26 protein-coding genes are annotated in these 21415 nt (G+C 70.2%); 16 read left to right on the forward strand and 10 right to left on the reverse strand.

Annotated elements, in window-relative coordinates; translation table 11 throughout:
- Positions 1-136 precede the first annotated feature (136 nt).
- The 3 genes from ACQUQF_RS16525 to ACQUQF_RS16535 all read right to left on the reverse strand — a co-directional run bounded on the left by ACQUQF_RS16525 (position 137) and on the right by ACQUQF_RS16535 (position 2004).
- Entirely contained in the window at positions 137-1231 is a 1095-nt protein-coding gene (locus tag ACQUQF_RS16525; RefSeq protein ID WP_435180194.1) for a M20 family metallopeptidase, read from the reverse strand.
- A 52-nt stretch (positions 1232-1283) separates the two neighbouring features.
- Positions 1284-1586 (reverse strand): hypothetical protein, encoded by a 303-nt coding sequence (locus ACQUQF_RS16530; RefSeq protein WP_435180195.1) that lies wholly within the window; start codon positions 1584-1586, stop codon positions 1284-1286.
- 163 nt (positions 1587-1749) lie between these two features.
- On the reverse strand, positions 1750-2004 hold the full coding sequence (locus ACQUQF_RS16535; protein ID WP_435180196.1) for a glutathione S-transferase N-terminal domain-containing protein: 255 nt from the start codon (positions 2002-2004) through the stop codon (positions 1750-1752).
- Between the two features lie 134 nt (positions 2005-2138).
- On the opposite strand from ACQUQF_RS16535, the gene ACQUQF_RS16540 reads away from it, so the two are divergent.
- A complete protein-coding gene (locus ACQUQF_RS16540) occupies positions 2139-3302 on the forward strand; it encodes a pentapeptide repeat-containing protein (RefSeq protein ID WP_435180197.1) in 1164 nt (387 codons plus the stop codon).
- On the opposite strand, the gene ACQUQF_RS16545 is transcribed toward ACQUQF_RS16540, so the two are convergent.
- From ACQUQF_RS16545 to ACQUQF_RS16555, 3 genes are all read right to left on the reverse strand, one after another.
- Positions 3303-3695, reverse strand: a complete 393-nt coding sequence (locus tag ACQUQF_RS16545) for a hypothetical protein (protein ID WP_435180198.1) — start codon at positions 3693-3695, stop codon at positions 3303-3305.
- Between the two features lie 124 nt (positions 3696-3819).
- Complete coding sequence (locus tag ACQUQF_RS16550) at positions 3820-4437, reverse strand: hypothetical protein (protein ID WP_435180199.1); 618 nt, start codon at positions 4435-4437, stop codon at positions 3820-3822.
- Positions 4434-5018, reverse strand: a complete 585-nt coding sequence (locus tag ACQUQF_RS16555) for a hypothetical protein (RefSeq protein WP_435180200.1) — start codon at positions 5016-5018, stop codon at positions 4434-4436. The genes ACQUQF_RS16550 and ACQUQF_RS16555 overlap by 4 nt, the downstream gene beginning before the upstream one ends.
- 181 nt (positions 5019-5199) lie before the next feature.
- On the opposite strand from ACQUQF_RS16555, the gene ACQUQF_RS16560 reads away from it, so the two are divergent.
- Entirely contained in the window at positions 5200-7062 is a 1863-nt protein-coding gene (locus ACQUQF_RS16560) for a PINc/VapC family ATPase (protein ID WP_435180201.1), read from the forward strand.
- Positions 7063-7169: 107 nt separating this feature from the next.
- Here the strand turns inward: ACQUQF_RS16560 and ACQUQF_RS16565 are convergent, their stop codons facing one another.
- A complete protein-coding gene (locus ACQUQF_RS16565) occupies positions 7170-7451 on the reverse strand; it encodes a helix-turn-helix transcriptional regulator (protein WP_115796254.1) in 282 nt (93 codons plus the stop codon).
- Positions 7452-7761: 310 nt separating this feature from the next.
- Between ACQUQF_RS16565 and ACQUQF_RS16570 the strand changes: the two genes are divergently transcribed.
- The 3 genes from ACQUQF_RS16570 to ACQUQF_RS16580 all read left to right on the forward strand — a co-directional run bounded on the left by ACQUQF_RS16570 (position 7762) and on the right by ACQUQF_RS16580 (position 11399).
- Positions 7762-8070: a hypothetical protein gene (locus ACQUQF_RS16570; RefSeq protein WP_435180202.1), complete on the forward strand. Its 309-nt coding sequence runs from the start codon at positions 7762-7764 to the stop codon at positions 8068-8070.
- Positions 8071-8073: 3 nt separating this feature from the next.
- Positions 8074-9888 (forward strand): ribosome biogenesis/translation initiation ATPase RLI, encoded by a 1815-nt coding sequence (locus ACQUQF_RS16575; protein WP_435180203.1) that lies wholly within the window; start codon positions 8074-8076, stop codon positions 9886-9888.
- 176 nt (positions 9889-10064) lie between these two features.
- Complete coding sequence (locus ACQUQF_RS16580) at positions 10065-11399, forward strand: hypothetical protein (protein ID WP_435180204.1); 1335 nt, start codon at positions 10065-10067, stop codon at positions 11397-11399.
- A 61-nt stretch (positions 11400-11460) separates the two neighbouring features.
- Here ACQUQF_RS16580 and ACQUQF_RS16585 read toward each other — a convergent pair whose 3' ends face one another.
- A complete protein-coding gene (locus tag ACQUQF_RS16585; RefSeq protein ID WP_435180205.1) occupies positions 11461-11982 on the reverse strand; it encodes an archaemetzincin family Zn-dependent metalloprotease in 522 nt (173 codons plus the stop codon).
- Between the two features lie 39 nt (positions 11983-12021).
- On the opposite strand from ACQUQF_RS16585, the gene ACQUQF_RS16590 reads away from it, so the two are divergent.
- From ACQUQF_RS16590 to ACQUQF_RS16600, 3 genes are all read left to right on the forward strand, one after another.
- The gene (locus ACQUQF_RS16590) at positions 12022-12411 is read left to right on the forward strand and encodes a UPF0146 family protein (RefSeq protein WP_435180206.1); all 390 of its coding nucleotides are present in this window, start codon (positions 12022-12024) and stop codon (positions 12409-12411) included.
- An 85-nt stretch (positions 12412-12496) separates the two neighbouring features.
- Positions 12497-13285, forward strand: coding sequence for a formate/nitrite transporter family protein (locus ACQUQF_RS16595; RefSeq protein WP_435180207.1), 789 nt, complete (start codon positions 12497-12499; stop codon positions 13283-13285).
- 150 nt (positions 13286-13435) lie between these two features.
- Entirely contained in the window at positions 13436-13609 is a 174-nt protein-coding gene (locus ACQUQF_RS16600) for an AN1-type zinc finger domain-containing protein (RefSeq protein ID WP_435180208.1), read from the forward strand.
- A 30-nt stretch (positions 13610-13639) separates the two neighbouring features.
- On the opposite strand, the gene ACQUQF_RS16605 is transcribed toward ACQUQF_RS16600, so the two are convergent.
- Positions 13640-14248 (reverse strand): SAM-dependent methyltransferase, encoded by a 609-nt coding sequence (locus ACQUQF_RS16605; RefSeq protein ID WP_435180209.1) that lies wholly within the window; start codon positions 14246-14248, stop codon positions 13640-13642.
- A gap of 81 nt (positions 14249-14329) precedes the next feature.
- On the opposite strand from ACQUQF_RS16605, the gene ACQUQF_RS16610 reads away from it, so the two are divergent.
- The 6 genes from ACQUQF_RS16610 to ACQUQF_RS16635 all read left to right on the forward strand — a co-directional run bounded on the left by ACQUQF_RS16610 (position 14330) and on the right by ACQUQF_RS16635 (position 18033).
- Positions 14330-15220 carry a TIGR01548 family HAD-type hydrolase gene (locus ACQUQF_RS16610; protein WP_435180210.1) on the forward strand — a complete coding sequence of 297 codons (891 nt, stop codon included), beginning with the start codon at positions 14330-14332 and terminating at the stop codon, positions 15218-15220.
- 65 nt (positions 15221-15285) lie between these two features.
- Positions 15286-15630: a hypothetical protein gene (locus ACQUQF_RS16615; protein WP_435180211.1), complete on the forward strand. Its 345-nt coding sequence runs from the start codon at positions 15286-15288 to the stop codon at positions 15628-15630.
- 100 nt (positions 15631-15730) lie between these two features.
- Positions 15731-16645, forward strand: a complete 915-nt coding sequence (locus ACQUQF_RS16620; RefSeq protein ID WP_435180212.1) for a universal stress protein — start codon at positions 15731-15733, stop codon at positions 16643-16645.
- A 79-nt stretch (positions 16646-16724) separates the two neighbouring features.
- Entirely contained in the window at positions 16725-17393 is a 669-nt protein-coding gene (gene npdG / locus ACQUQF_RS16625; RefSeq protein WP_435180213.1) for an NADPH-dependent F420 reductase, read from the forward strand.
- 214 nt (positions 17394-17607) lie between these two features.
- Positions 17608-17784: an HVO_0416 family zinc finger protein gene (locus tag ACQUQF_RS16630; protein WP_435180214.1), complete on the forward strand. Its 177-nt coding sequence runs from the start codon at positions 17608-17610 to the stop codon at positions 17782-17784.
- 120 nt (positions 17785-17904) lie between these two features.
- A complete protein-coding gene (locus ACQUQF_RS16635; RefSeq protein ID WP_435180215.1) occupies positions 17905-18033 on the forward strand; it encodes a transporter in 129 nt (42 codons plus the stop codon).
- 9 nt (positions 18034-18042) lie between these two features.
- Here the strand turns inward: ACQUQF_RS16635 and ACQUQF_RS16640 are convergent, their stop codons facing one another.
- Positions 18043-18933 (reverse strand): EamA family transporter, encoded by an 891-nt coding sequence (locus ACQUQF_RS16640; RefSeq protein WP_435180216.1) that lies wholly within the window; start codon positions 18931-18933, stop codon positions 18043-18045.
- 200 nt (positions 18934-19133) lie between these two features.
- Between ACQUQF_RS16640 and ACQUQF_RS16645 the strand changes: the two genes are divergently transcribed.
- The gene (locus ACQUQF_RS16645) at positions 19134-19295 is read left to right on the forward strand and encodes a DUF7563 family protein (protein ID WP_420028692.1); all 162 of its coding nucleotides are present in this window, start codon (positions 19134-19136) and stop codon (positions 19293-19295) included.
- Positions 19296-19416: 121 nt separating this feature from the next.
- Entirely contained in the window at positions 19417-21243 is a 1827-nt protein-coding gene (locus tag ACQUQF_RS16650) for a UvrD-helicase domain-containing protein (RefSeq protein WP_435180217.1), read from the forward strand.
- Positions 21244-21415: the final 172 nt, after the last annotated feature.

A 21415-nucleotide genomic window follows, 5' to 3' on the forward strand; every position in this document is an offset into this window, starting at 1 on the left:
CTACGAGTTTCGACCGGACCGAATATCAAAGCGCGGATTTCGATTCGAAACCCGCGTCGGAGGTCGGCGGCTCCGAGACGCCGGACCGCCCGCTCGGAACCGGATCTGCTCGGAACCGCCCGGAGCCGGCGTCCGCTCAGAATCGCTCGGCGACGCCGCGGTAGACGTCGTAGCACCGCTCCAGCACCTCGACGCTCGCGCTCTCGGTCTCGGTGTGGGCCTCGCCGGGTTCGGCCGCGCCGCAGACCACGCAGGTCGTGCCGGCCTGCGCGAGCCACCCGGCGTCGGTGGCGTGGGGCTTGACGACGAGTTCGGGCGACCCCGACTGGGAAACCTCCGCGGCGGCGCGCACCGTCTCGGCGAACGCCTCGTCGTCGCACCGCATCGGCGGGAGGTCCTGGTCGACGGACCACTCGACGCCCTCGATCTCCTCGACGCGCTCCAGGGCGGCCCGCTCGCCCGGGACCGTCCGCTCGTCGACGGTCACCGAGCACTCCTCGGGGATCACGTTCCAGGCGCTCCCGCCGTCGATGCCGGTCACGGCCAGGCTCCCCTCGACGCGCTCGCCGAACACCTCGGTCGACGGGAAGTCGAGGTCCCGCAGGACGTCGACCGCGTCGCAGGCCCGGTAGACCGCGTTCTCGCCGGCCTCGGGCTCGCTGGCGTGGGCGGCCGACCCCCGGGCGGTGACGGTGCTGCCCCGCCGGCCCTTGTGGGCGACCGCCACGTCGGTCACGCCCGGCGCCGAGTAGCCGGTCGAGCCCTCGCCGACGACGGCGTAGTCGGGGGAGAATCCGCGGTCGATGGCCGCCCGCGCGCCGACGCCGCCGTCCTCTTCGCCGACGAAGCTGGCGAAGACGAGTTCGGGCGCGGGGTCGGCGTCCGCGGAGCGGTCGGCGTCCCGGAAGGCCAGCATCGCGGCCGCGACCGCGCCCTTCATGTCGGCGGTGCCCCGGCCGTAGAGCCGGCCGTCGCGGCCCTCGACGACGTACGAACCGTCGGCTTCGACCTGCGAGTCGGCCGGCGGCACCACGTCGTGGTGGCCGACCAGCGCGAGCGAGTCGGCGCCGTGCTCGCCGCGTCTGGCGATCACGTTGCCGGACTCGTCGCGGGTCACCGCGGCGTCGGTCTCGTCGCGGAGCCACCGCTCGATGAAGTCGCCCGCCTCCGTCTCGTCCTCGTGGCTCGGTATCGAGACGAGTTCGCGGGTCAGGTCGACGACGTCGCTCATGCCCGGAGTGTGGGGCGCCGGCCGCTTCAAATCGGGGGTCGCGCGTCCGCGGTCACCGGTCGTCGGCCGCCTCGGCGTCGGGGTCGGCCCGCTCCTCGCGCTCGAGCTCGGCGATCTGGGACTGGAGGCGGTCGAGTTCGGCCGCGGTCTCGCCCTCGGCCTCGTCGGAGAGGCGCTCGACCTCGGCCCGGAGCTCGGTGACGCGGTCGACGTACTCCCCCGGCGGCTGCTCGTCGGACGGGATGGCCGACAGCGCCTCCTCGATGGACTGGAGGGTCAGGCGCACCTCGCGGCTGGCGTCGGTCTCCTCGCGGATCCGGTAGATCTCGTCGTGGATCGCCTGTGGGTCTCTCATGTCGGACACGAGGGCGTCGTCGAGAATAGGCGTGGTGGCCTCCGCGGGGGACGGAGCCGGGGCGCGTCCGGGCGGTCCGCTGGTCCCGCCTCCGAGCGACCTGCTGGTCCGGCCGTCGCGCCGCAGGAGACCGCGGCTTCGGCCTGAGGAGCGCCCTCGCGGTCTACCCGTAGTGCTCGTCGAGGTACTCGACGATCCGGTCGCTCTCGTAGAGCGACTCGTCGCGCTCGGGGTCGACGAGGAACGGGATCTGGTCCTGGCCGCCGCGGTCGAGCAGCTCCTCGTGGGCCGCCTCGTCGCGGACCTCGCCGCCGTGGGTCCGGGGGTTGTGCGCGACGTACGACAGCCCGAGCGCCTGCAGCTGCTCGCGGACCTTCTTGGAGTACGGACAGCCTTCCGCCTGGTAGAGTTCGAGCACGTCGCCCGATAGGGGCCGGCGACGGGAAACCTCCGTGGCCGCTGGAACGCGTCCGCGGTCGGCGACGGACGATCGGCCGACCAGCTTGAATTGTCGGGCATAAGTTGAAAGAGGTTCCGCGCGTTACAGCGCCCATGTCTGAAGAGCTACAGTCCGCGTCGGGGGACGCGACGGGCGCCACCGCGGACCGCCGGACCGCCGTGGACGGGCGGTGCGGCCACACTCACGAGGCCAGCGCGGTCACGGGGGTCGGGGGCGTCTGCTGCTGGCGGCCGGTCTGGGGCGACACCGGACGGTGCATCTGGCACGCCGACGTGGCCCAGAAGCCCTCGCGCGAACTCGAGGACTCGGCGCCGAGCGTCGGCGAGCGCCTCGACGGGGCCATCTTCCGGGACGTCGAGCTGTCGGGGGCCGACTGGACCGCCGGGCTGACCGCCACCGACGCCCGGTTCGTCAACTGCAACCTCGAGGAGACCGACCTCAGCGGCGCCGACCTCCGGTACTCCCACTTCGAGGGCGTCGACGCCCAGGGGGTGAACCTCCGGGGCGCGAACCTCGAGCACGCCGAGTTCGACCGGACCGACCTCCGGGGCGCCGACCTCTGCGCCGCCCGACTCCACTACGCCGTCTTCGACAACGCCCGGATCGCCGAGGAGACGACGTTCGGCAAGAACGTGGTCTACGAGAAGGAACTGTTCGAGTACGACGACGACAGGCGGATCGCGTCGCTGGACGTAGTCCGGCCGCGGGACCACGACGAGAAACGCCTCGACCGGTACGAGGCCGCCCACTGGACCTACAGCGAGCTCCAGCGGTTGGCCGAGGACAACGGCCTGACCGAGGCCTCGCGGGACTACTACAAGAAGCGCAAGGACGTCCGGCGGCGGGAGGCGTGGGAGTTCGGCCCGTACTCGCGGGCGCTCGCCCAGGAGGCGTGGCGGTGGACCACGGGGTACGGCGCGAACCCCTGGCGGGTCATCGCGACGTCGCTGCTGGTCATCGTCCTCTGCGGGGTCCTCTTCCCGTTCGTCGGCGGCATCCAGGAGGCCGCCAACGGCACCACGATCACCTACTCGGTGAGCAACCCCGACGCCAGCCGGCTCCAGTTCCTCCTGTTCGCGGTCTTCTTCCGGAGCCTCTACTTCAGCACCGTCACGTTCGCCACGCTGGGGTACGGCGACATCGAACCGGTCGGCAACATCGCGCGGGCCATCGCGGGCACCGAGGCCCTGCTGGGCCAGTTGCTGATGGCGCTGCTGGTGTTCGTGCTCACCCGGAACGTCACGTGGTCGGAGTAGTCAGACGCCGCAGTCGTCGACGTACTCGAACCCCTCGTCGTAATCGTCGTCCCCGTCGTCCCCCTCGCTCTCGTCGCGCACGCGACCCGTCGCGAACCGGCTCCCGGAGTCGCGCCCGCTGTCGGCCGACGTACCGCCGCCGGCCCGGTCGCGTCCGTCGCTCCCGCGACCGTTTCCGCGTTCGGCGCGCCCGCTCCGCTCGCTGCGTCCGCCGCGCCGCCCGTCACCGCCACGCTCGCCGTCCGCCGCGGGCTCGTCGGCGCCGTCGTCGGCGAGCTTCCGCTCGACCGCGTCGGCGACCCAGGCTTCGAGCGACTCGCCCTCGTCGAGGTCGTCGTCGATGCGGTCCTTGAGGCCGGCCTCGACCGTGACTACGAGATGTTCGTGGCGCATGGACCGCGGTGTACGGGACTGCGCGGGATAAATGAGTCGCCCGCAGGGCCAGGGTTCGGGCGGCGGGTCGCCGCCGTCGGGGTCGGGCGCCGACGCCTCACACTGTCGGCTGCAGCCGGCAGTATCAGTCGTCCATCGCCTCGGCCGCCTCGTCGGCGGCCCGGTCGGGGCGGGCGGCGTCCCAGAGGACGACGACGAGGCCGCCGAGGAAGTTGAACACCAGGTCGTAGATGACGTCGGCGAGGCCGAACTGTATCAGCACCGCCCGCCCGCCGACGACCTCGGCGGCCGCGGCGCTGGCGAACTCCAGGATCTCCCACAGCACGCCGAACGCCATCACGAACACCAGAACCACCAGCGTCTCGACGCCCGGGGTCAGGGTCGTTCGCTCGGAGTTGCGCTCGACCGCCTTGACCGTCGCGTAGCCCGCGCCGGCGACGACCGACGCCGAGAGGGCGTGGGCCACCGAGTCGTACCACGGGAGGTTCTGGTAGGGCCAGACGATGCCGACCGCGTGGACGAACACCGCGACCGAGAGCCACAGCACGTGGCCCGGGTCGAGCGAGATGCCCGCGTCGCGCCGCAGCACCGCCGGGACGAGCGTGACCGCCAGCGAGACGAGGCCGTTGACCGCGACGCTGTACTCCCCGGCGACGACCCCGTAGCCCGCGACGGCGACGAGTCCGGCCTGGAGCAGCCGGACCAGCAGGCGCTCCCGGCTGTCGTCGAGCGGGTCGGTCATCCGTCCTCGCCCTCCGCGACGTCGGCCACGCTCTCGCCGCGGCCGCCCTCGGCCTCGAAGTACGCCTCGAAGACGACCGCGGCCGCGAGGCCCGCGACCGTCGCCCGGACGAACTCCCAGTTGACCGCGTGCAGCCCGGCGAGGAGGTCGGTGCCGAGGTAGCGGTCCGAGAAGAACTGGAGCACCGCCCAGACGCCGATGGCGGCCATCGTGGTCAGCACGACCAGCGCGTCGGCGAACCACGCCGCCAGCTCGGCCTCGGTGAACAGCGACACCTCGACCACAACCGCCAGCGCCACCGCGGCCACGCCGACGTAGACGGCGTAGTCGGTGAGCCACGTCGGCCCGACCGCCCGGGTCACGCCGGGCAGGACCGCAAGCGCCGTCACCGCCGGCGGGAGCGTCGCCGCGGCGTCCCGGAACGCGACCAGCGGGACGGCGAGCACGACCAGCGTGGCCGCGAGGAACCCGGTCCAGACGAGGTCGCCGTCGACCAGGTTCTCGACGATCGCCAGCGCGAGCACCCCGACCAGCGCCCAGTTGACGGCGTCGGCGCCGGACAGCGAGTCGAACACACCCATATCAGTTCCTAGTGACCGACGCGATTGAAGGTTGTTGCCCGGGCGCCCGTTCGGCGCCCGCGTCGCCACCCGGTCCTGCCCGTCGCGCCGCCGGGCTCGGCTCCGTCCGGCCCGTCGTCAGGTCGCGCGCTCGGTGCGGTTCGCTCGTAAAGGGTTTGAACGCGCCCCACCAAATGACGGTATGAACGTACTTCCGGACACGAGCGTCGTCATCGACGGCCGCATCTCCGAGCGCGTCGAGGGCGGCGACTTCGAGGGCGCGACGGTGCTCGTCCCAGAGGCCGTCGTGGCCGAGCTCGAGGCGCAGGCCAACAGCGGCGCCGACAGCGGCTGGGACGGCCTCGCGGAGCTCCAGCGGCTCGCCGACCTGGCCGACGGGGACCGCATCGAACTGCGGTACGTCGGCGATCGGCCCGACGCCGACGAGCAGGGCCGGGCCAGCGAGGGCGAGATCGACGCCCTCATCAGGGAGCTGGCGGCCGAGCACGACGCGACGTTCGTCACCAGCGACGTGGTCCAGAGCGAGGTCGCGCAGGCGAAGGGCATCGAGGTCGAGTACGTCTCCCCGCGGGTCGACGAGACCGACATCGGCCGGCTCGCCGTCGAGGACTACTTCGACGAGCAGACGATGAGCGTCCACCTCAAGGCGGGCGTCGAGCCGATGGCCAAGCGGGGCGACGTCGGCGAAATGTCGTACCAGACCATCCGCGACGAGCCCCTCGACGAGGAGCGGCTCCGCGAGCTGGCCCAGGAGATCATCGACAGCGCGAAGGAGAGCGACGAGGGGTTCATCGAGCTCGACGAGCCCGGGATGACCATCGTCCAGTTCCGCGACTACCGGATCGCCATCGCGGAGCCGCCGTTCGCCGACGGCTGGGAGATCACCGCGGTCCGGCCCATCGTCAAGACCGACATCGAGGACTACGAGTACGCCGAGGAGCTCAAGGACCGGCTGCTCGAACGCCAGCGCGGCGTGCTCATCGCGGGGTCGCCCGGCGCCGGCAAGTCGACGTTCGCCCAGGCGGTCGGTGAGTTCCTCTCGGAGCACGACTTCGCGGTCAAGACGATGGAGAAACCCCGCGACCTCCAGGTCGGCCCGGAGATCACCCAGTACACCGAGCTGGGCGGCGAGATGGAGAAGACCGCCGACTCGCTGCTGATGGTCCGGCCCGACTACACCATCTACGACGAGGTGCGCAAGACCGACGACTTCGAGGTGTTCGCAGACATGCGGCTGGCGGGCGTCGGGATGATCGGCGTGGTCCACGCCACGCGGGCCATCGACGCGCTCCAGCGGCTCGTCGGCCGGGTCGAGCTCGGGATGATCCCCCAGATCGTCGACACCGTCGTCTACATCGAGGCCGGCGAGATACGGAAGGTGTACGACGTCTCGACCCAGGTCAAGGTGCCCGAGGGGCTGATGGAGGAGGACCTGGCCCGCCCGGTCATCATGATCCAGGACTTCGAGACCGGCCGGCCCGAGTACGAGATCTACACGTTCAACCGGCAGGTCGTCACCGTCCCGCTCAACGAGGGCGAGCGCGAGGAGAGCGGCGTCTCGAAGCTCGCGAAGCAGGAGATCGAGCGCGAGATCCAGTCGGTCGCCCGCGGGCGGGTGGACGTCGAGGTGCAGGGCCAGAACCGCGCGACGGTGTACGTCAGCGAGGACGACATCTCCTACGTCATCGGCAAGGGCGGCGGCCGCATCGACGACATCGAGAGCCGCCTGGGCATCGACATCGACGTCCGCACCCACGACGAGAAGCCCCAGTCGGCCTCGGGCGCGCCCGGTAACGCGGGCGGCGCCGGCGGCGGGGCCCCGCCGGGCGAGACCGTGACGCCGGAGATCACCTCCCGGCACATCGTGCTGCCGACCGACGGCCACGCCGGCGAGACGGTCGAGGTCCAGGCCGACGGCGAGTACCTCTTCACTGCGACCGTGGGCCGGGGCGGCGACATCCAGGTCTCGCGGGGCAGCGCCATCGCCGAGGAGCTCGAGCGGGCCATCGACCGCGAGCAGGCCATCACCGTGAACCGGGCCTGAGGGAGGCCGGGAGGGCCTCCGCCGGCGCCGACTCTACGGGCGGCTAGTCCGGTGCAGAGGGACGGTGCAGATGAACGAGGCAGAGACCTACGGGGTGAATCGGGCGCTCACTCGGCGCACTTCTGGGCGTCGGCGCCGTCCGCCGAGGTGTCGCAGGCGACGTCGATCTCGTAGAGGTTCTGTCGGGCGTCCGCGAAGTAGACGTCCTCGGTCACCACGTCGAGCTCCTCCAGTCGCTCGAGCGCGTACCGCACGGTGCGGGCCGACAGCATCGACTCCTCGACGATCTGTTTCTGCGTGAGCGCGCCCTTGTACTCCAGCACCTTGAAGACCAGCTTGGCGCTGGGGGGCAGGTCGTCGATGTCCTCTAGCTCGGACTGAGTTGCCATCGTTACGAATCGAAACACGCCACCGGCATAAAAGTACGACCTTTGCACTACGACCTTACAGCGATGCGACCAAAAGTGGTACGGCGGCCCGGCGCGGGGCCGCGGTCGGGGCCTCTCAGCGCCCGCCACGGTCGACGCTGGACCGGCGTCGTCTGGGCCGGCCGACGTCCCGGCGTTGGACCGGCCGACATCCCGACGCTGGACCGGCCCCACGTCCGGACGCCGGGCCGGCCCGCGTCCGGGACGGTGCCGAGATTCGGGGCGCGACGAAAGCTTGGGGTTTTTGAGGGAGCGTCCCCGACGAACAGCCATGGCGACCGAACAGGTATCCGAGCGACGGGCATCCCATATCAGGGGCGTCACCGTGACGGCCGTGGCCTCGCTGGGGGGCATCGCCGCGGCGCTGGTCTCGGCGATGGTCCTGGGCACCGCGGCCAAGGACCAGCTGGGGCTGGCCATCGTGGTGGCGTTCGTCGTGCTCGAACTGCCCATCATGCAGGGACTCGGCATCGACGTCGGGGACTTCTCCACGAAGGACCACCTCTACGTTGCGTTCATGACCTTCTCGCTGTGGTTCGTCACGTGGACCATCCTCCTGACCAACGGAGTCACCTTCTGATTCATGGCGGACGATAGCATCGCGGTCGTGGACCTCGAGCGGTGTCAGCCCGACCGCTGCAACTACGAGTGCAAGAACTACTGCCCGCCGAACCGCACGGGCAAGGAGTGCATCACGCTCCGGGGCGACGACGCCGAGGAGGGCGACCCCGACCAGGTCCACATCAGCGAGGAGATCTGCCTGGGCGAGACCTGCGGCATCTGCGTCGAGAAGTGCCCGTTCGACGCGATCGAGATCATCAACCTTCCCCAGGAGCTCCAGGACGACCCGGTCCACCGCTACGGCGAGAACGCCTTCTCGCTGTACGGGCTGCCGGTCCCGCTGGAGGGCCAGGTCACGGGCATCCTCGGCCCGAACGGCATCGGGAAGACCACCGCGGTCCGGATCCTGGCGGGCGAGCTCGCGCCGAACCTGGGCGAGCACGCAGAGCCGCCGGGCTGGGACGCGGTGCTCGACGCCTACCGGGGCACCGAGCTCCAGGACTACCTGGCGGCCGTGAAGGACGGCGACGTGAGCGTGGCGCGCAAGCCCCAGTACGTCGACAAGATCCCCGACCGGTTCGACGGCCCGACCGAGCAGCTGCTGGAGAACGTCGACGAGCGCGGCGTGCTCGACGACCTGCTCGAACGGCTCGAGATCGAGCACGTCCGCGACCAGGACATCGACAGCCTCTCGGGCGGGGAGCTCCAGCGAGTCGCGCTGGTGGCCTGCCTGGCCCGGGACGTCGACTTCTACTTCGTCGACGAGATCACGCCGTACCTCGACATCAGCCAGCGCGTGAAGGCCGCCCGGCTCATCCAGGAGATGGCCGAGGAGGAGGGCAAGTCGATGCTCGTCGTCGAGCACGACCTGGCCATCCTCGACCTGGTGGCCGACAACCTCCACGTCGCGTACGGCGAACCCGGGGCGTACGGCGTCATCACCTCGCCGAAGTCGGTCCGGAACGGCATCAACGAGTACCTCGAGGGGTACCTCGACAACGAGAACATGCGCATCCGGCCGAACGCCATCGAGTTCGAGGAGCACGCCCCGCGGCAGGTGACCCGGGCCGACACGCTGGTCGAGTACCCCGACCTCTCGAAGTCCTACGGCGAGGGCGAGTTCTCGCTCGAGGTGGAGGGCGGGGCCATCCGCGAGAACGAGGTGCTGGGCATCGTCGGCCCGAACGGCATCGGGAAGTCGACGTTCGCCGACCTGCTCGCGGGCAAGCTGGAGCCGGACGAGGGCGACGTCGACTTCGATCTGGACATCTCGTACAAGCCCCAGTACATCGAGATCGACCAGCCGATGCAGGTCGAGGCGTTCCTGCGGTCGATCACCGACCGGGTGGGCACGTCGTACTGGGACACCGAGATCGCCCAGCCGCTCCAGCTCGACCGCATCATGGAGCAGAACCTGCTGGACCTCTCGGGCGGCGAGCGCCAGCGGGTCGCCGTCGCGGCCTGCCTGTCGGAGTCGGCCGACCTCTACCTGCTCGACGAGCCGTCGGCGTACCTCGACGTCGAGCAGCGGGTGCGGGCGACCAACGCCATCCGGCGGTTCGCCGAGCAGCAGGACGCCACGGTGATGGTCATCGACCACGACATCTACATGATCGACCTGCTGGCCGACCGGCTGATGGTCTTCGACGGCGAGCCCGCGGTCCACGGGCGCGCCAGCAAGCCGAAGGGGATGCGCGAGGGGATGAACGACTTCCTCGCCAACCTCGACATCACGTTCCGGCGCGACGAGAACGTGGGCCGGCCCCGCATCAACAAGCCGGGGAGCCAGCTCGACAAGGAGCAGAAGCGCGAGGGCGAGTACTACTACGCGCCCTGACCTCGACTCGGTCGACGCCCCCGGCGGTCCCGTTCGGCGCTCCGTTCTCAGTTCGACCGCCTCGCGGCGACCCCCCGAGTGAACGCGTCACACGCCGGGCTACCGAGGCGTACGGGGCGGTTCCGCGCCGGCGCGGAACCGAACGGTTTTCGTCAGCGAACGCATACCCCCACGCAGTGACACGACTTCCGGAGTGGCTCGGGACCGGCCACGAGCGCCGCGCCAAGCTGTTCGCGCTCGTCGCGGTCGCGGCGCTCGCGGTCGCGAGCGTCGGCGTGCTCGCCGCCCCCGACCAGCCCCGCCGCACCGTCGCGAAGGAGTCGCCAGAGAACAACACCCTCGTCGCCCTCCAGGGGTACAAGAGCGAAGGGAAGGCGATCGAGCTCTCCCCGGAGGGCGAGGTCGTCTGGGAGTACGCGAAGCCGGACGACGTGTTCGACGTCGAGGCGCTCGGCCCCGACACGGTCCAGGTGTCGACCGCGACCGAGATCCGCGACTCGGACTGCCCGGCCCGGTTCCGCAACGACGGCTTCGACGACTGCGTGCGCAACGCGCTCCGCGTCGTCGAGCAGTCGACCAACGAGGTGCAGTGGGAGTACGCCTGGTACGACGCGAAGCTCCACGAGCACGAGCTCCACGACGCCGACCACTACACCGTCAACGGGAGCGACCGGTGGGTCATGGTCGACATGGGCAACGACCGCGTGTTCGCCGTGAACCGCCAGAAGGAGATCGTCTGGCAGTGGAACGCCACCGACACCTACGACCGCCCGAAGGGGATCGGGCCGGAGGGCGACTGGACCCACATGAACGACGTGGACCGGCTCCGTCCCGGCGTGTTCCAGGTCAGCCTCCGGAACTTCGACACCGTGATCGAGCTCCGCGTCGAGAACGCGACGGGGAGCGGTTCCGGCGCCGCCGCGTCCGGCCCGGGCGGCCGCAACGTGACGGTCCGCCCCGTGGTCGGGCCGAACCGGTACGCCGGCAAGGGCGGCGTGCTCTACGAGCAGCACAACCCCGACCGGCTCGCCGGGGGCCACCTGCTGGTCGCCGACAGCGAGCACGACCGGGTGGTCGAACTGAATCGGTCGGGCGAGGTCGTCTGGGAGTTCGGCGGGAGCGCGACCCTCAACTGGCCGCGGGACGCCGACCGGCTGCCGAACGGCCACACCCTCATCACGGACTCGTACAACGACCGGGTGGTCGAGGTCGACGAGAACGGCGTCATCGTCTGGGCGGTCGAGACCGGCCGGCTGCCGTACGAGGCCGACCGACTCCCCGGCGAGGGCTCCAGCGACCGCCCGACCGCGACCGAGGCCGGCCTCGCCGACGGCGGCGAGGAGTCGGTCGTCGAGCGCTACGTCGGCTTCGCGGCCGCCATGGCGAAGTACGTGCTGCCGGCCGACATGGGCCGGCAGGTGGTGCCGCTGGCGGTGGCGGTGGTCGGCCTGCTCGGCGCCGCCGTCGAGGGCGTCCGGTGGCGGGGGCTGCCGCGGAGAGACGGGCGGTAGCTCGGCTCGAAGCGGTCATCCGCAGGAAAAAGGAGGGACGAGCGCGGGCGGCGGCCGGCGGCTACATCACTTCGCGCTGGCAGGAGCCACAGAGGTTCTCCTCCTTGACGTCGACCTCGCGGACGGTCGGCGAGAAGTTCATGACGCAGCGCTTGTTGTCGCAGTGCTCGAGCCCGAGCGTGTGGCCGATCTCGTGGACGACCTCCTTGCGGACCCGGTCGTCGAAGATCTCGCTCGCGCTGCGGTTCGAGAACCCCCCGTCGCTGGAGGTCTGGAGGCGGTACGTCGAGATCACGCTCCCGTTCCCGTCGAGGTAGGCGAGACCGAACACGTAGTTGCGGCGGCGGTAGAAGAGGTCCTTGGGCGTGATGGCGATGTTCTTCTCCCCCGACCCCACGCGGCCGGCGAGTTCGATGAACTCCTCGGCCCGGTACTGGTCGCGCTTCTCGTCGTGGGCCCCGGTCGGAATCGGCTGGGCGTCGTGGATGGTGACCTCGCAGTCGTAGACCGAGCGCAGGGCGGTCGAGGCCTGTCGCTTGACTGTCGCAGAGAGATCCCCGACCGGGACGACGTCAACGAGCATGGGAAACACTATGCGGGAGCGGCCCATAAACTTCCCGCCGTGCGACCCCGAACCCGTCGTGCCATCGTCGGCCGCCTGTCGGACTTCGAGCGACTGGTGGAGGTCGGGATCGGCGAGCGCCCCGACGTCGCCGCCGCGCTGGCCGACGCCGGCAAGCGCGTCACCGCGACCGACGTCCGCCCCCGCGAGGTGCCGGCCGGCGTCGAGTTCGTCCGCGACGACGTGGTCGACCCCGACCCCGCGGTGTACCGCGACGCCGACGCCGTCTACGCGCTGAACCTCCCGCCGGAGCTCCACCGGCCCGCGCTGGCGGTCGCCCGCGACCACGACGCCGCACTGCTGTTCACCACCCTCGGGGGCGACCAGCCCGCGGTTCCCGTCGCTCGCGAGACGATACCCGGCGAGACCCTTTTCGTGGCCCGGGAGTAGCGTCCGGTCTCTCCGGACGCTTAGGCAGCCCCTACCCGTTCGTCCCGCCAAGAGCCTTAACAGGGCTCAGACCGACCGAACGGACGTGGCCGTCGCACCCGACCCGTCCGAGATATTCGAGAGGGCAGTCCAAGAGGGCGAGCGCCGGCTCGACCAGTCGCTGCTCGAACTCGTCGCGACCAGCTTCATCGCCGGGTTCACGGTCGTGTTCGGGATGCTCGCGCTCGGCATCGTGGAGGGCGCGTTCGAGCCGCGGTTCGCCGAGCTCGCGCCCATCGCCGGCGCGCTCGCGTTCGGCGTCGGCGTCGTGTTCCTCGTCGTCGGCCGGACCGAACTGTTCAACGAGAACTTCTTCGACCCGGTGGCCAAGGCGGTCGACGCCGACGACACCTGGATGGTCCGACCGCTCCTCCGCCTGTGGGTCGTCACCTTCTCGCTCAACCTCGTGGGCGGCGTGCTCCTGATCTACCTGCTCTCCGTGGAGGGAGCGCTGTCGAAGGGAGCGGTCCACGTGCTGACCGAGACCGCCGTGACCATCGTCCACCGCCCGGCGGCCGCCGAGTTCGCGAAGGCGGTCACCGGCGGGGCGCTCGTGTCGCTGCTGTCGTTCATGCTGGAGGCGGTCGACAGCGTCGCGAGTCGCATCGCCGTCGCGTACATCGTCGGCGTTCTGCTGACGCTCGGCGTGTTCGACCACGTCATCGTCACCATCCTCCACGTCCTCTTCGGCGTCTTCCTGGGAGCCAACATCGGACTCGGCGAGCTGGCCGCCACGACGGCCATCGTCACTGCGGGCAACCTCGCGGGCGGCCTCGGACTGGTCACGCTCAGCCACGTCGCGCAGGTGATGGGGGCTCAGGAGTCCGGCGGGTGAATCGGGCGGCCAGCGGGCGAGGGGAGGCGGACGCGCCGGGCGCGTCTCCTGAGGGCTGCTCCGGGTGCGAGGAACGACCGACCGGCCCCGCTACGGCGCGGTACGGTAACACGTCCCTAGCGTTATTGCCGTGAACCGCGTAGTCGTCGCATGGGCACCTGCAAGCGATGCGGCGAGAAGATGACGGGGGACCGGGGGTGTTCGTACTGCGGGAACGCCTACTGTCCCGAGCACCAGCTCCCGGAGAACCACGACTGCGCCGGCGTGCGGAACTGGGCCGGCGAGGACCGGCGCTTCGACAGCGGGTTCGACGGTTCGGGGTGAACCCCGGACTCCACCCGGTTGGGACGGCACTCACGGTTTCCGCGCGATCACGACCTCGGCGGCGTGGCGGTGCGGTTCGCCGCCCGAGTCGTCGTCGAAGACGAACGCCTCCTCCTCTGACAGCTCCCACCCGTCGTAGTAGCCAGAGAGCTCGCCCGGGTCGTAGAAGTGCTCGTTGTCGCCCCAGTCGGGCGGCGTCGGGACGTCGGGACGGTCCACGAACGCGAAGACGGCGTGGACGCCGCCCGGTCGGGTCGCCTCGCGGAAGCGGCCGAACTGCGCCGGGCGGTTCTCCGGGCGGAGGTACTGGACCGTCCCGATGGAGTAGAACAGGTCGACCGGCTCGGGCAGGTCGAGGTCGTTCACGTCCCCGGGTCGGGGCTCGACCTCGACGCCGCGGTCGCCGGCGAGTCGCTCGGCCTTCGCCAGTCCCTCCGGCACCGGGTCGATCGCGTAGACCGTCGCGCCGCGCTCGGCGAAGAAGACGGCGTCGCGGCCCTCGCCGGCGCCGACGTCCGCGACGACCGCCTCCGAAGGGTCGTCCAGGTGCTCGACCGCCCGGCGGGCGAGGTCGTTCGGCTCGGTGCCCCAGTAGTACTCCTCGCGGCCGTACAGTTCGCCGAGTTCGTCGCGGTCCATACGGCACTCTCCGCGGCCCGGGACCCAACCCTTTCGATTCCTGTCGGAAGACCCTTGAGCGACGGTTGACTACCCCCTCGCATGCAAGCAGACGCGGTCGTGCTGGACATCGACGGAGTGGTCGTGGACGTGGCCGACTCCTACCGACGCGCCATCGTGGAGTCGGTCGAGCGCGTCCACGGCGACACCATCGAGAAGTCGGCCATCCAGGCGTTCAAGGACGCCGGCGGCTTCAACAACGACTGGGAGCTCACCTACGCCGCGGCGCTGTTCGTGCTCGCGCGCCGCGAGGGACTCGACCTGGACGTCGCCGAGTTCACCGACCGCATCGCGGCCCGCCGCGCCGAGAGCGACGACGTCGACGCGGCAGACGGGCTCGACGCCGCCGAGGCAGTCGTGGACGACGCCCTCCCGCCGGCGGCCCGCGAGCGGGCCCGGGCCGACTGGGACCCCGAGCGGCTCCGCGAGGTGTTCCAGCAGCTCTACCTCGGCGCCGACCTCTACGCCGACATCGAGGGCGGCGAGCCCGACATCGAGGCGCCCGGCTTCATCCGCGACGAACCGGTGCTGCTCGACGGCGAGACGCTGGACCGCCTGGCCGACTCCCCGCTGGGCGTGGTCACCGGCCGACCCGCCGCCGAGGCCGACATCGCCATGCGCCGGGCGGGCCTCGACGTGCCCGACGACCGCCGGTTCACGATGGACGACTGGGCGGAGGGCAAGCCCCACCCGCGCGCGCTGGTCACGCTCGCGGAGCGGTTCGGCGCGGAGTCGGTCGTCTTCGTCGGCGACACGCTCGACGACGTCCGGACGGCGCGCAACGCCGACGACGAGGACCCCGACCGCGACTACTACGGCGTCGGCGTGCTGACGGGCGGGCTGACCGGCGAGGAGGGCCGCCGGAAGTACGAGGCGGCGGGCGCGGACGCGGTCATCGACTCGGTCAACGACCTGCCGGAGCTGTTGGAGTAGATAGGCTTTTCCGAGTTCGGTCCGCGCTCCCGGGCATGGACTGGTCCCGACTCGGAGGTGCCGTCGTGGACGCCCTCCTCGTCGCCTTCCTCCTCGGCGGCCTGTTCGGGCCGCCCGACCCGATCACGCAACTGCTCGTCATTCCCGTCACGTTCCTACTCGCACTGCCGGTCACCTACAGTCTCGATACGAGGCTGTACGCACGGGGTTGGCGTCGACACGCGCTGTTCTTGGTCGGCGTCCTCGCGACGCAGTTCGTCTGGCAAGAGGTCGTTCGATTCGCAGTCGATAACGCCGGCCTCTACTCGCCGGTTCGTCTGACCGCTCGGGGACTCGGGACGGCGCTCGCCGCGTGGCTGGCGTACTTCGGCGGACTGGAGCGACTACGGGGCGAGCAGAGCCGGACGTGACCACCGAGCCGGGGTTGATTTTCGCATCCGGGATTTTGGCCGCGTATGATACGCGTAACCGCATCAAAGGTTTATTATAGATAAGCAGTAACGGAATCCCATGAGCTTCTCGCCCGTCGACGCCGTGGGCCTCGCAGAGCCGAGCGACTCCTCGAACGCCGCGTCCCGAACCGCGGAGGACTCGGACCGGGGCCCCGTCCTCGTGCCGCTGTTCGACCGGTCGCGCGCCGCGCTCGCCGACCAGATACGGGTCGCCGGGACGCTGGCCCGGGCGACCGGCGCCGGCCTCCGGGTGGTCGCTCCCGTCCGGATCCCGGCCCGGGCGCCGCTCGGGCTCAGCCACCGGTTCGTCGGGGAGGACGACCGCGAGCGCCTCGAGTGGGCCGTAACCGAGGCGGAGGGGTACGCGACGGACGTCGACCGCGAGCTCCTGGTCGGTCGCCGGCCGGTGGCGCGCGTTCGCGACCGCATCCGAAACAGCGACGTCGACACGGTCGTCCTGCCGGGCGAGTCGACCGGAGGCCGCCTCCGGCGGAGCGAGACCGAGCGCCTCGCGACCGACGCCGACTGCGACGTCGTCACGGTGAACGGGCGACGGGGGTACGACGGAGTGCCGTCGATACTGCTCCCCGTCGCCGGCGGCCCCCACTCGGGGCTGGCCGCGGACGTCGCCCGACGCGTCGCGGCGGCCAACGGCGCCTGGGTCGACGTGCTCCACGTCGTCGAGGAGGGCGCCGGGGACGCCCGCCGACGCGAGGCCGAGGAGTACGTGGCGGCGGCCCGGCGGCGCGTCGGGCGGCCGGAGACCACGGCGACGTGGGTGCTGGAGGCCGAGGACCCGACCGACGCCATCGTCGAGCAGTCCCGGTACTACGAGCTCACCGTGGTGGGCGCACCCACGACCGGACGGCTGCGTCGGCTCGTCTACGGGTCGACGAGCAGGACCGTCGGGACCGACGCCGAGAGCGTCGTGCTGTCCGCACGGACCGCCGGCTCGGGGACGTTGCTCGGCTGACCGGGAGTCCGGAACGCCTCGGCCGCGCCGCGGGGCGGAGTGAGGAACGTTTAATCCGGCGCCGACCCGACTGTGGGGTATGCGAATCGCACTCCTCGGCGGAACCGGCGACATCGGACAGGCGCTCGCGCTCCGGTGGGCGCGCGACACCGACCACGAGGTGCTCGTCGGCTCGCGCGACCCGGAGAAGGCCCGCACCAAGGCCGACGAGTACGAGACCGAACTCGACAGCGTCGGCGTCGACCGGGAGGTCAAGGGGTTCGCCAACGAGATGGCGGCCGACCGGGCCGACGTCGTGGTGCTGGCCGTGCCCGCGTTCCACGTCCGGGACCTCGTCGAGGACATCGCCGACCGCGTCGCCGACGCCGACGTGCTGGTCACCCCCGCGGTCGGCATGGACCGCGACGACGAGGGGTTCCACTACAAGCCGCCGAAGGTCGGCAGCGTCACCGAACTGGTCGCGGACGCCGCGCCCGAGGGGGTCCCGGTGGTCGGGGCGTTCCACAACCTCTCGGCCGACCGGCTGGCCAACCTCGACGTGGAGCTCGACCAGGACACGCTGGTGGTCGGCGACGACGAGGACGCGGTCGAGACCGTGGTCCAGCTGGCCGACCAGATCGAGGGCCTGCGGGCGCTCCGCGCGGGCGGTATCGCCAACGCCGCCGAGGTCGAGAGCCTGACGCCGCTGCTCATCAACCTCGCCACGGAGAACGAGGGGCTGCACGACGTCGGCGTGAAGTTCGAGTAGCGCTCGGTGCGATAATCCCGCTCGCCCTCCGGCGTCTCGCCGCCGTTTCTCCCCGGTCGACCTACCGCTCGCAAGTCCTTCGTCACCGCAGTTAAGCGCCTCCTACGCGCGACGACAGGTCGGACCACACGAGAAATCGGCCGTTTCGATAGCTCTATAGCCGGACTGTTACACCAACACGGTTATAAGGATGGTTTGCGTTAGCATACCATGTATGGCGACCGCACCGACCGGCGACGACGACGTCTTCGACGAATTCCTGTCCGAGCGCGGCCACGAAACCGAGACGGTCAGCTGGCAGCAGGACTATAACAAGAAGCAGTGTCCCGAGTGCGGCGGACTCCACGACACGTCCGCGAGCGAGTGTTCGGTCTGCGGCTGGCGACCGTAGGCGCGGCGCTCGCCCCGCCACCGCCCGGCACAGGTCCCGAACCGACGACCCCATTTTTCCGCGAGCCGACCCGACGGACGCCCAAGTAAGGCGTTTCCGGCTCGACGTCGTAGCCGTCGCATGGTCCGATTCTCGACGCTCGTCATCCTCGCCGGAGTGGTGCTGCTGTTCGTCCCGGTCCCGCCGATCGCGACCATCCTCGGCGTGCTGACCATCGCCGCCGGCGTCGCGATCCGGCTGCTGAGGTGAGCCGGCCGCCTACAGCGCGGTGATCAGTCCCGCGCCGACGACGATGAGCGCCGCGCCCGCGACGACGCCGCGGGTGACCTCCTCCAGGTCCCGCAGCAGGACGGCCGCGAACAGCGTCGTGAACAGCGGCGCGGTGCCCGCCAGCGGGTCGACGACCGCGACCGGGCCGCGGGCGAACGCCTCGAACAGCGAGAGCAGCGCGACCGCCGTGATGGTGCCCGACACCGCGAACAGGCCGTACGTCCGGCGGGGCATCTCGAACACGTCGCCGCGGTCGGTGGCGAGCGCGTAGCCGGCGAGTCCGACCAGCGCCGCCGTCTCGTTCACCGCGACGGCCTGCAGCGTCGTCGCGGGCGTCGTCTCCAGCCCGAACTTCCGGACCACGTTCCCGACCGCGAACGCCGCCGCGGCCGCCACCGGGAAGAGGAGGTCCCGGGGCTCCCACCCCGAGACGTCGCCGCCCTTCGCCAGCGCGAGGACGACGAGTCCCGCCACGAGGACGAGGACGCCGAGGACGGTCGGGAGCGTCACGGCCTCGCCGAGCCAGACGACCGCCAGCGCGGTCGCGAACAGCGGCCGGGTGCTGACCCCGGCGCTGTTGACGCTCGCGCCGACCCTGTCGACGCCGGTGAACACCGCGAGGCGACCGAGCGACGTGCCGACCAGTCCCGCGAACGCGAAGACGCCGAGCGTCCGCGCCGAGAGGCCCACGAGGGGGTCGACCCCGCGGACGAGGAGGAGCGCGCTCCAGTAGATGGTCGTGTCCACGACCACGACGACCAGCGACGCCTGCAGCGAGGTGCCGCCCGCCGCCATCCCCCGCTTCGACACGATGGGCGAGAACCCCCACAGCACCGCGGGGAGCAGCGCGAACGCGACCACGTCGAGGGCGGGTGCCATCGTCAGTACCGGAGGGCTCGAACTGCTTATGCACCGGGGCCACCGAGACCCCAGTGATGCCGAAGTGGAATTTTCACATCTCGTATATTACGGTGTAGAACCGTTAGGCTCCGGTGTACGGCCGTTAGTATGCCCCTAGAGAGGTCCGAGCCAGTGTCGATAGAAATATATTGTAAGATTTCCGTAGTGGAAGGAGAGAAATGCCTGAGTGCCAGAACTGCGGGTCGTTCGTGACGGACGCGTACGCGCGAGTGTTCACGCCGCGCGAGGTGGACAACCCACGAGTGTGCCCGGAATGCGAAGACAAGATCCGAGACGGAAGCGAAGTCCGCGAGGCACGGTCGCCGCGAAACACCTCGTAGTCGGTCGAGCGGTCCTGTTCTGCGCACGAACTGCCGTTTCCGAAAGCCGAGCGACCGCGGCTCGCGGCGCTCGGGCCGATTCACATCGTTTTATGAGTGATGGGGCCATGGGATTGGTGTAATGAGCCAAGACACGGAAGAACGTGTTACCCGACTCTTCGGTGGGCCCGGGAGCGGGAAGACGACGGAGCTGCTCGACCGCGTCGAGGAGATACTCGACACGGAGGGCGTCGGCGTCAACGACATCCTGCTGGTCTCGTACACCCGCGCGGCCGCCAACGAGGTCCGCGAGCGCCTGGCCGAGCGCCGCGACCTCAACCCCCGCTCGCTCCAGGGGACCGTCTGCACGATGCACGCGAAGGCCTACGAGCTGCTCGACCTCTCGCGCAACGACGTCGTCGGCGAGTCCGACAAGAAGGAGTTCTGCGAGGAGTTCGGCATCGAGTTCGAGGACGAGTACAGCGGCGCGGGCCGCCGGACCGCCCGCTCGACCACCCTCGGGAACAAGATCATCGCCACCAGCCAGTGGCTCCAGCGCACCCGCCGCGACGTCGCCGACTGGTACGACGTCCCGTTCCAGTGGAACGAGGAGGAGGTCCGGCTGCCGCCGGACATCGACCCCAACGCCCAGGAGGGCAACAAGTACACCCCGACCTGGCCCAGCGACGACGACCGCCTCGACGTCCCCGAGGCCATCCGGGGCTGGCGCAACTACAAGGGCGAGAACGACCTCGTGGGGTTCGCCGACATGCTCGAGCGGGTCAAGCAGCGCTCGCTGCTCCCCAACGTCGACTACCTCGTGATCGACGAGTTCCAGGACATCACCAGTCTCCAGTACGACGTCTACGAGGAGTGGAAGCCCCACATGGAGAAGGTGCTCATCGCCGGCGACGACGACCAGGTCGTCTACGCGTGGCAGGGCGCCGACCCCAAGCTGCTGCTCGACGAGGGCGGCGACGACGTCATCCTCGACACCTCCTACCGCCTGCCCTCCGAGATCCTCCGGGTGGTCCAGCAGGAGGTCCGCCACATCGAGGAGCGCCAGGAGAAGAACCTCTCGCCCCGCAAGGAGGGCGGCACGGTCGAGCAGGTCGACTCCCCGTCGATGCTCGACCTGGTCCGGAACGTCCGCCACACCGTCCAGAGCGACGAGGGGACCCTGATGATCCTGTTCCGGGCGCGCTACCAGATGTTCCGGTTCATCGACGAGTTCATCGACGAGGGCATCCCGTTCCAGTGCCTGACCGACCAGCGGATGTGGACCGACCGGCTCCAGCAGTACGTCGAGGCGGTCGAGCGGGTCGACGCCGACGAGCCGATCACCGGGCTCCAGGCCCGCCGGCTGGCCGACATGCTCCAGGACTCGGCGTTCGGGACCAACGAGCGCGACGAGCTGTTCGACGCCATCGACGAGCGCAAGGAGCAGGCCGACACCGACGACCTCGCCGAGATCGAGGTCGAGCCCGACTTCGTGACAGACTTCGCGCCGTTCATGCCCGGCCCGGCGTCGGCGGCCGACATGGTCCGGAAGGTCACCAGCTTCCAGAAGAACTCGATGCGGGCGTACTTCCAGGGCGACTACCAGGGGATGGACGCCGACCGGGTCCGGCTGGGCACCATCCACTCGGCGAAGGGCCGCGAGGCCGACCACGTGTTCGTCGCCACCGACCTCACCGAGAAGGTGGTCGAGCAGATGGCCGCCACGATGGACGGCGAGGTCGACGGCGAGGAGTTCACCGCCACGACCGACCCGGTGCCGGTGCTGACCGACAACGAGCGGCGGGTGTTCTACGTCGGGATGTCCCGGGCCCGCGAGCGACTGGTCATCATGGAGAACCTCGTGGGCGGCGCGCCGACACTGCCCATCGACGTGCTGCTGTACAACGAGCGCAACGAGAAGGACATCGAGGACGCGCTGGCCGAGGTCTCGGGCGCGACCCCGCAGTGAGGACGCGGTAGCTCTTCTTTCACGTTCGTCGACTCGACCGTACGGGTTCGGGTGACGACGCGGCACGTCGTATTCCGCCGACACGACCCGAAGGAAATTAACCGCGAGGTTATCAAAGATAACAAACCCGTGCCAACCTTTATATAAACGAATTTTTGATTACGGTTGATGG

It is taken from the genome of Halorussus sp. AFM4, from assembly GCF_051194995.1.
Classification (GTDB): Archaea; Halobacteriota; Halobacteria; order Halobacteriales; family Haladaptataceae; genus Halorussus.

Coding starts and splice junctions, on each gene's coding strand:
- ACQUQF_RS16600 (WP_435180208.1), top strand. CDS start 13,436: ATGGGCACCTGCAAGCGATGCGGCGAGAAGATGACGGGGGACCGGGGG.
- ACQUQF_RS16575 (WP_435180203.1), top strand. CDS start 8,074: ATGGCGGACGATAGCATCGCGGTCGTGGACCTCGAGCGGTGTCAGCCC.
- ACQUQF_RS16610 (WP_435180210.1), top strand. CDS start 14,330: ATGCAAGCAGACGCGGTCGTGCTGGACATCGACGGAGTGGTCGTGGAC.
- ACQUQF_RS16555 (WP_435180200.1), bottom strand. CDS start 5,018: ATGGGTGTGTTCGACTCGCTGTCCGGCGCCGACGCCGTCAACTGGGCG.
- ACQUQF_RS16570 (WP_435180202.1), top strand. CDS start 7,762: ATGGCGACCGAACAGGTATCCGAGCGACGGGCATCCCATATCAGGGGC.
- ACQUQF_RS16540 (WP_435180197.1), top strand. CDS start 2,139: ATGTCTGAAGAGCTACAGTCCGCGTCGGGGGACGCGACGGGCGCCACC.
- ACQUQF_RS16565 (WP_115796254.1), bottom strand. CDS start 7,451: ATGGCAACTCAGTCCGAGCTAGAGGACATCGACGACCTGCCCCCCAGC.
- ACQUQF_RS16645 (WP_420028692.1), top strand. CDS start 19,134: ATGCCTGAGTGCCAGAACTGCGGGTCGTTCGTGACGGACGCGTACGCG.
- ACQUQF_RS16550 (WP_435180199.1), bottom strand. CDS start 4,437: ATGACCGACCCGCTCGACGACAGCCGGGAGCGCCTGCTGGTCCGGCTG.
- ACQUQF_RS16630 (WP_435180214.1), top strand. CDS start 17,608: ATGGCGACCGCACCGACCGGCGACGACGACGTCTTCGACGAATTCCTG.
- ACQUQF_RS16605 (WP_435180209.1), bottom strand. CDS start 14,248: ATGGACCGCGACGAACTCGGCGAACTGTACGGCCGCGAGGAGTACTAC.
- ACQUQF_RS16650 (WP_435180217.1), top strand. CDS start 19,417: ATGAGCCAAGACACGGAAGAACGTGTTACCCGACTCTTCGGTGGGCCC.
- npdG (WP_435180213.1), top strand. CDS start 16,725: ATGCGAATCGCACTCCTCGGCGGAACCGGCGACATCGGACAGGCGCTC.
- ACQUQF_RS16545 (WP_435180198.1), bottom strand. CDS start 3,695: ATGCGCCACGAACATCTCGTAGTCACGGTCGAGGCCGGCCTCAAGGAC.
- ACQUQF_RS16620 (WP_435180212.1), top strand. CDS start 15,731: ATGAGCTTCTCGCCCGTCGACGCCGTGGGCCTCGCAGAGCCGAGCGAC.
- ACQUQF_RS16585 (WP_435180205.1), bottom strand. CDS start 11,982: ATGCTCGTTGACGTCGTCCCGGTCGGGGATCTCTCTGCGACAGTCAAG.
- ACQUQF_RS16530 (WP_435180195.1), bottom strand. CDS start 1,586: ATGAGAGACCCACAGGCGATCCACGACGAGATCTACCGGATCCGCGAG.
- ACQUQF_RS16640 (WP_435180216.1), bottom strand. CDS start 18,933: ATGGCACCCGCCCTCGACGTGGTCGCGTTCGCGCTGCTCCCCGCGGTG.
- ACQUQF_RS16525 (WP_435180194.1), bottom strand. CDS start 1,231: ATGAGCGACGTCGTCGACCTGACCCGCGAACTCGTCTCGATACCGAGC.
- ACQUQF_RS16560 (WP_435180201.1), top strand. CDS start 5,200: ATGAACGTACTTCCGGACACGAGCGTCGTCATCGACGGCCGCATCTCC.
- ACQUQF_RS16635 (WP_435180215.1), top strand. CDS start 17,905: ATGGTCCGATTCTCGACGCTCGTCATCCTCGCCGGAGTGGTGCTGCTG.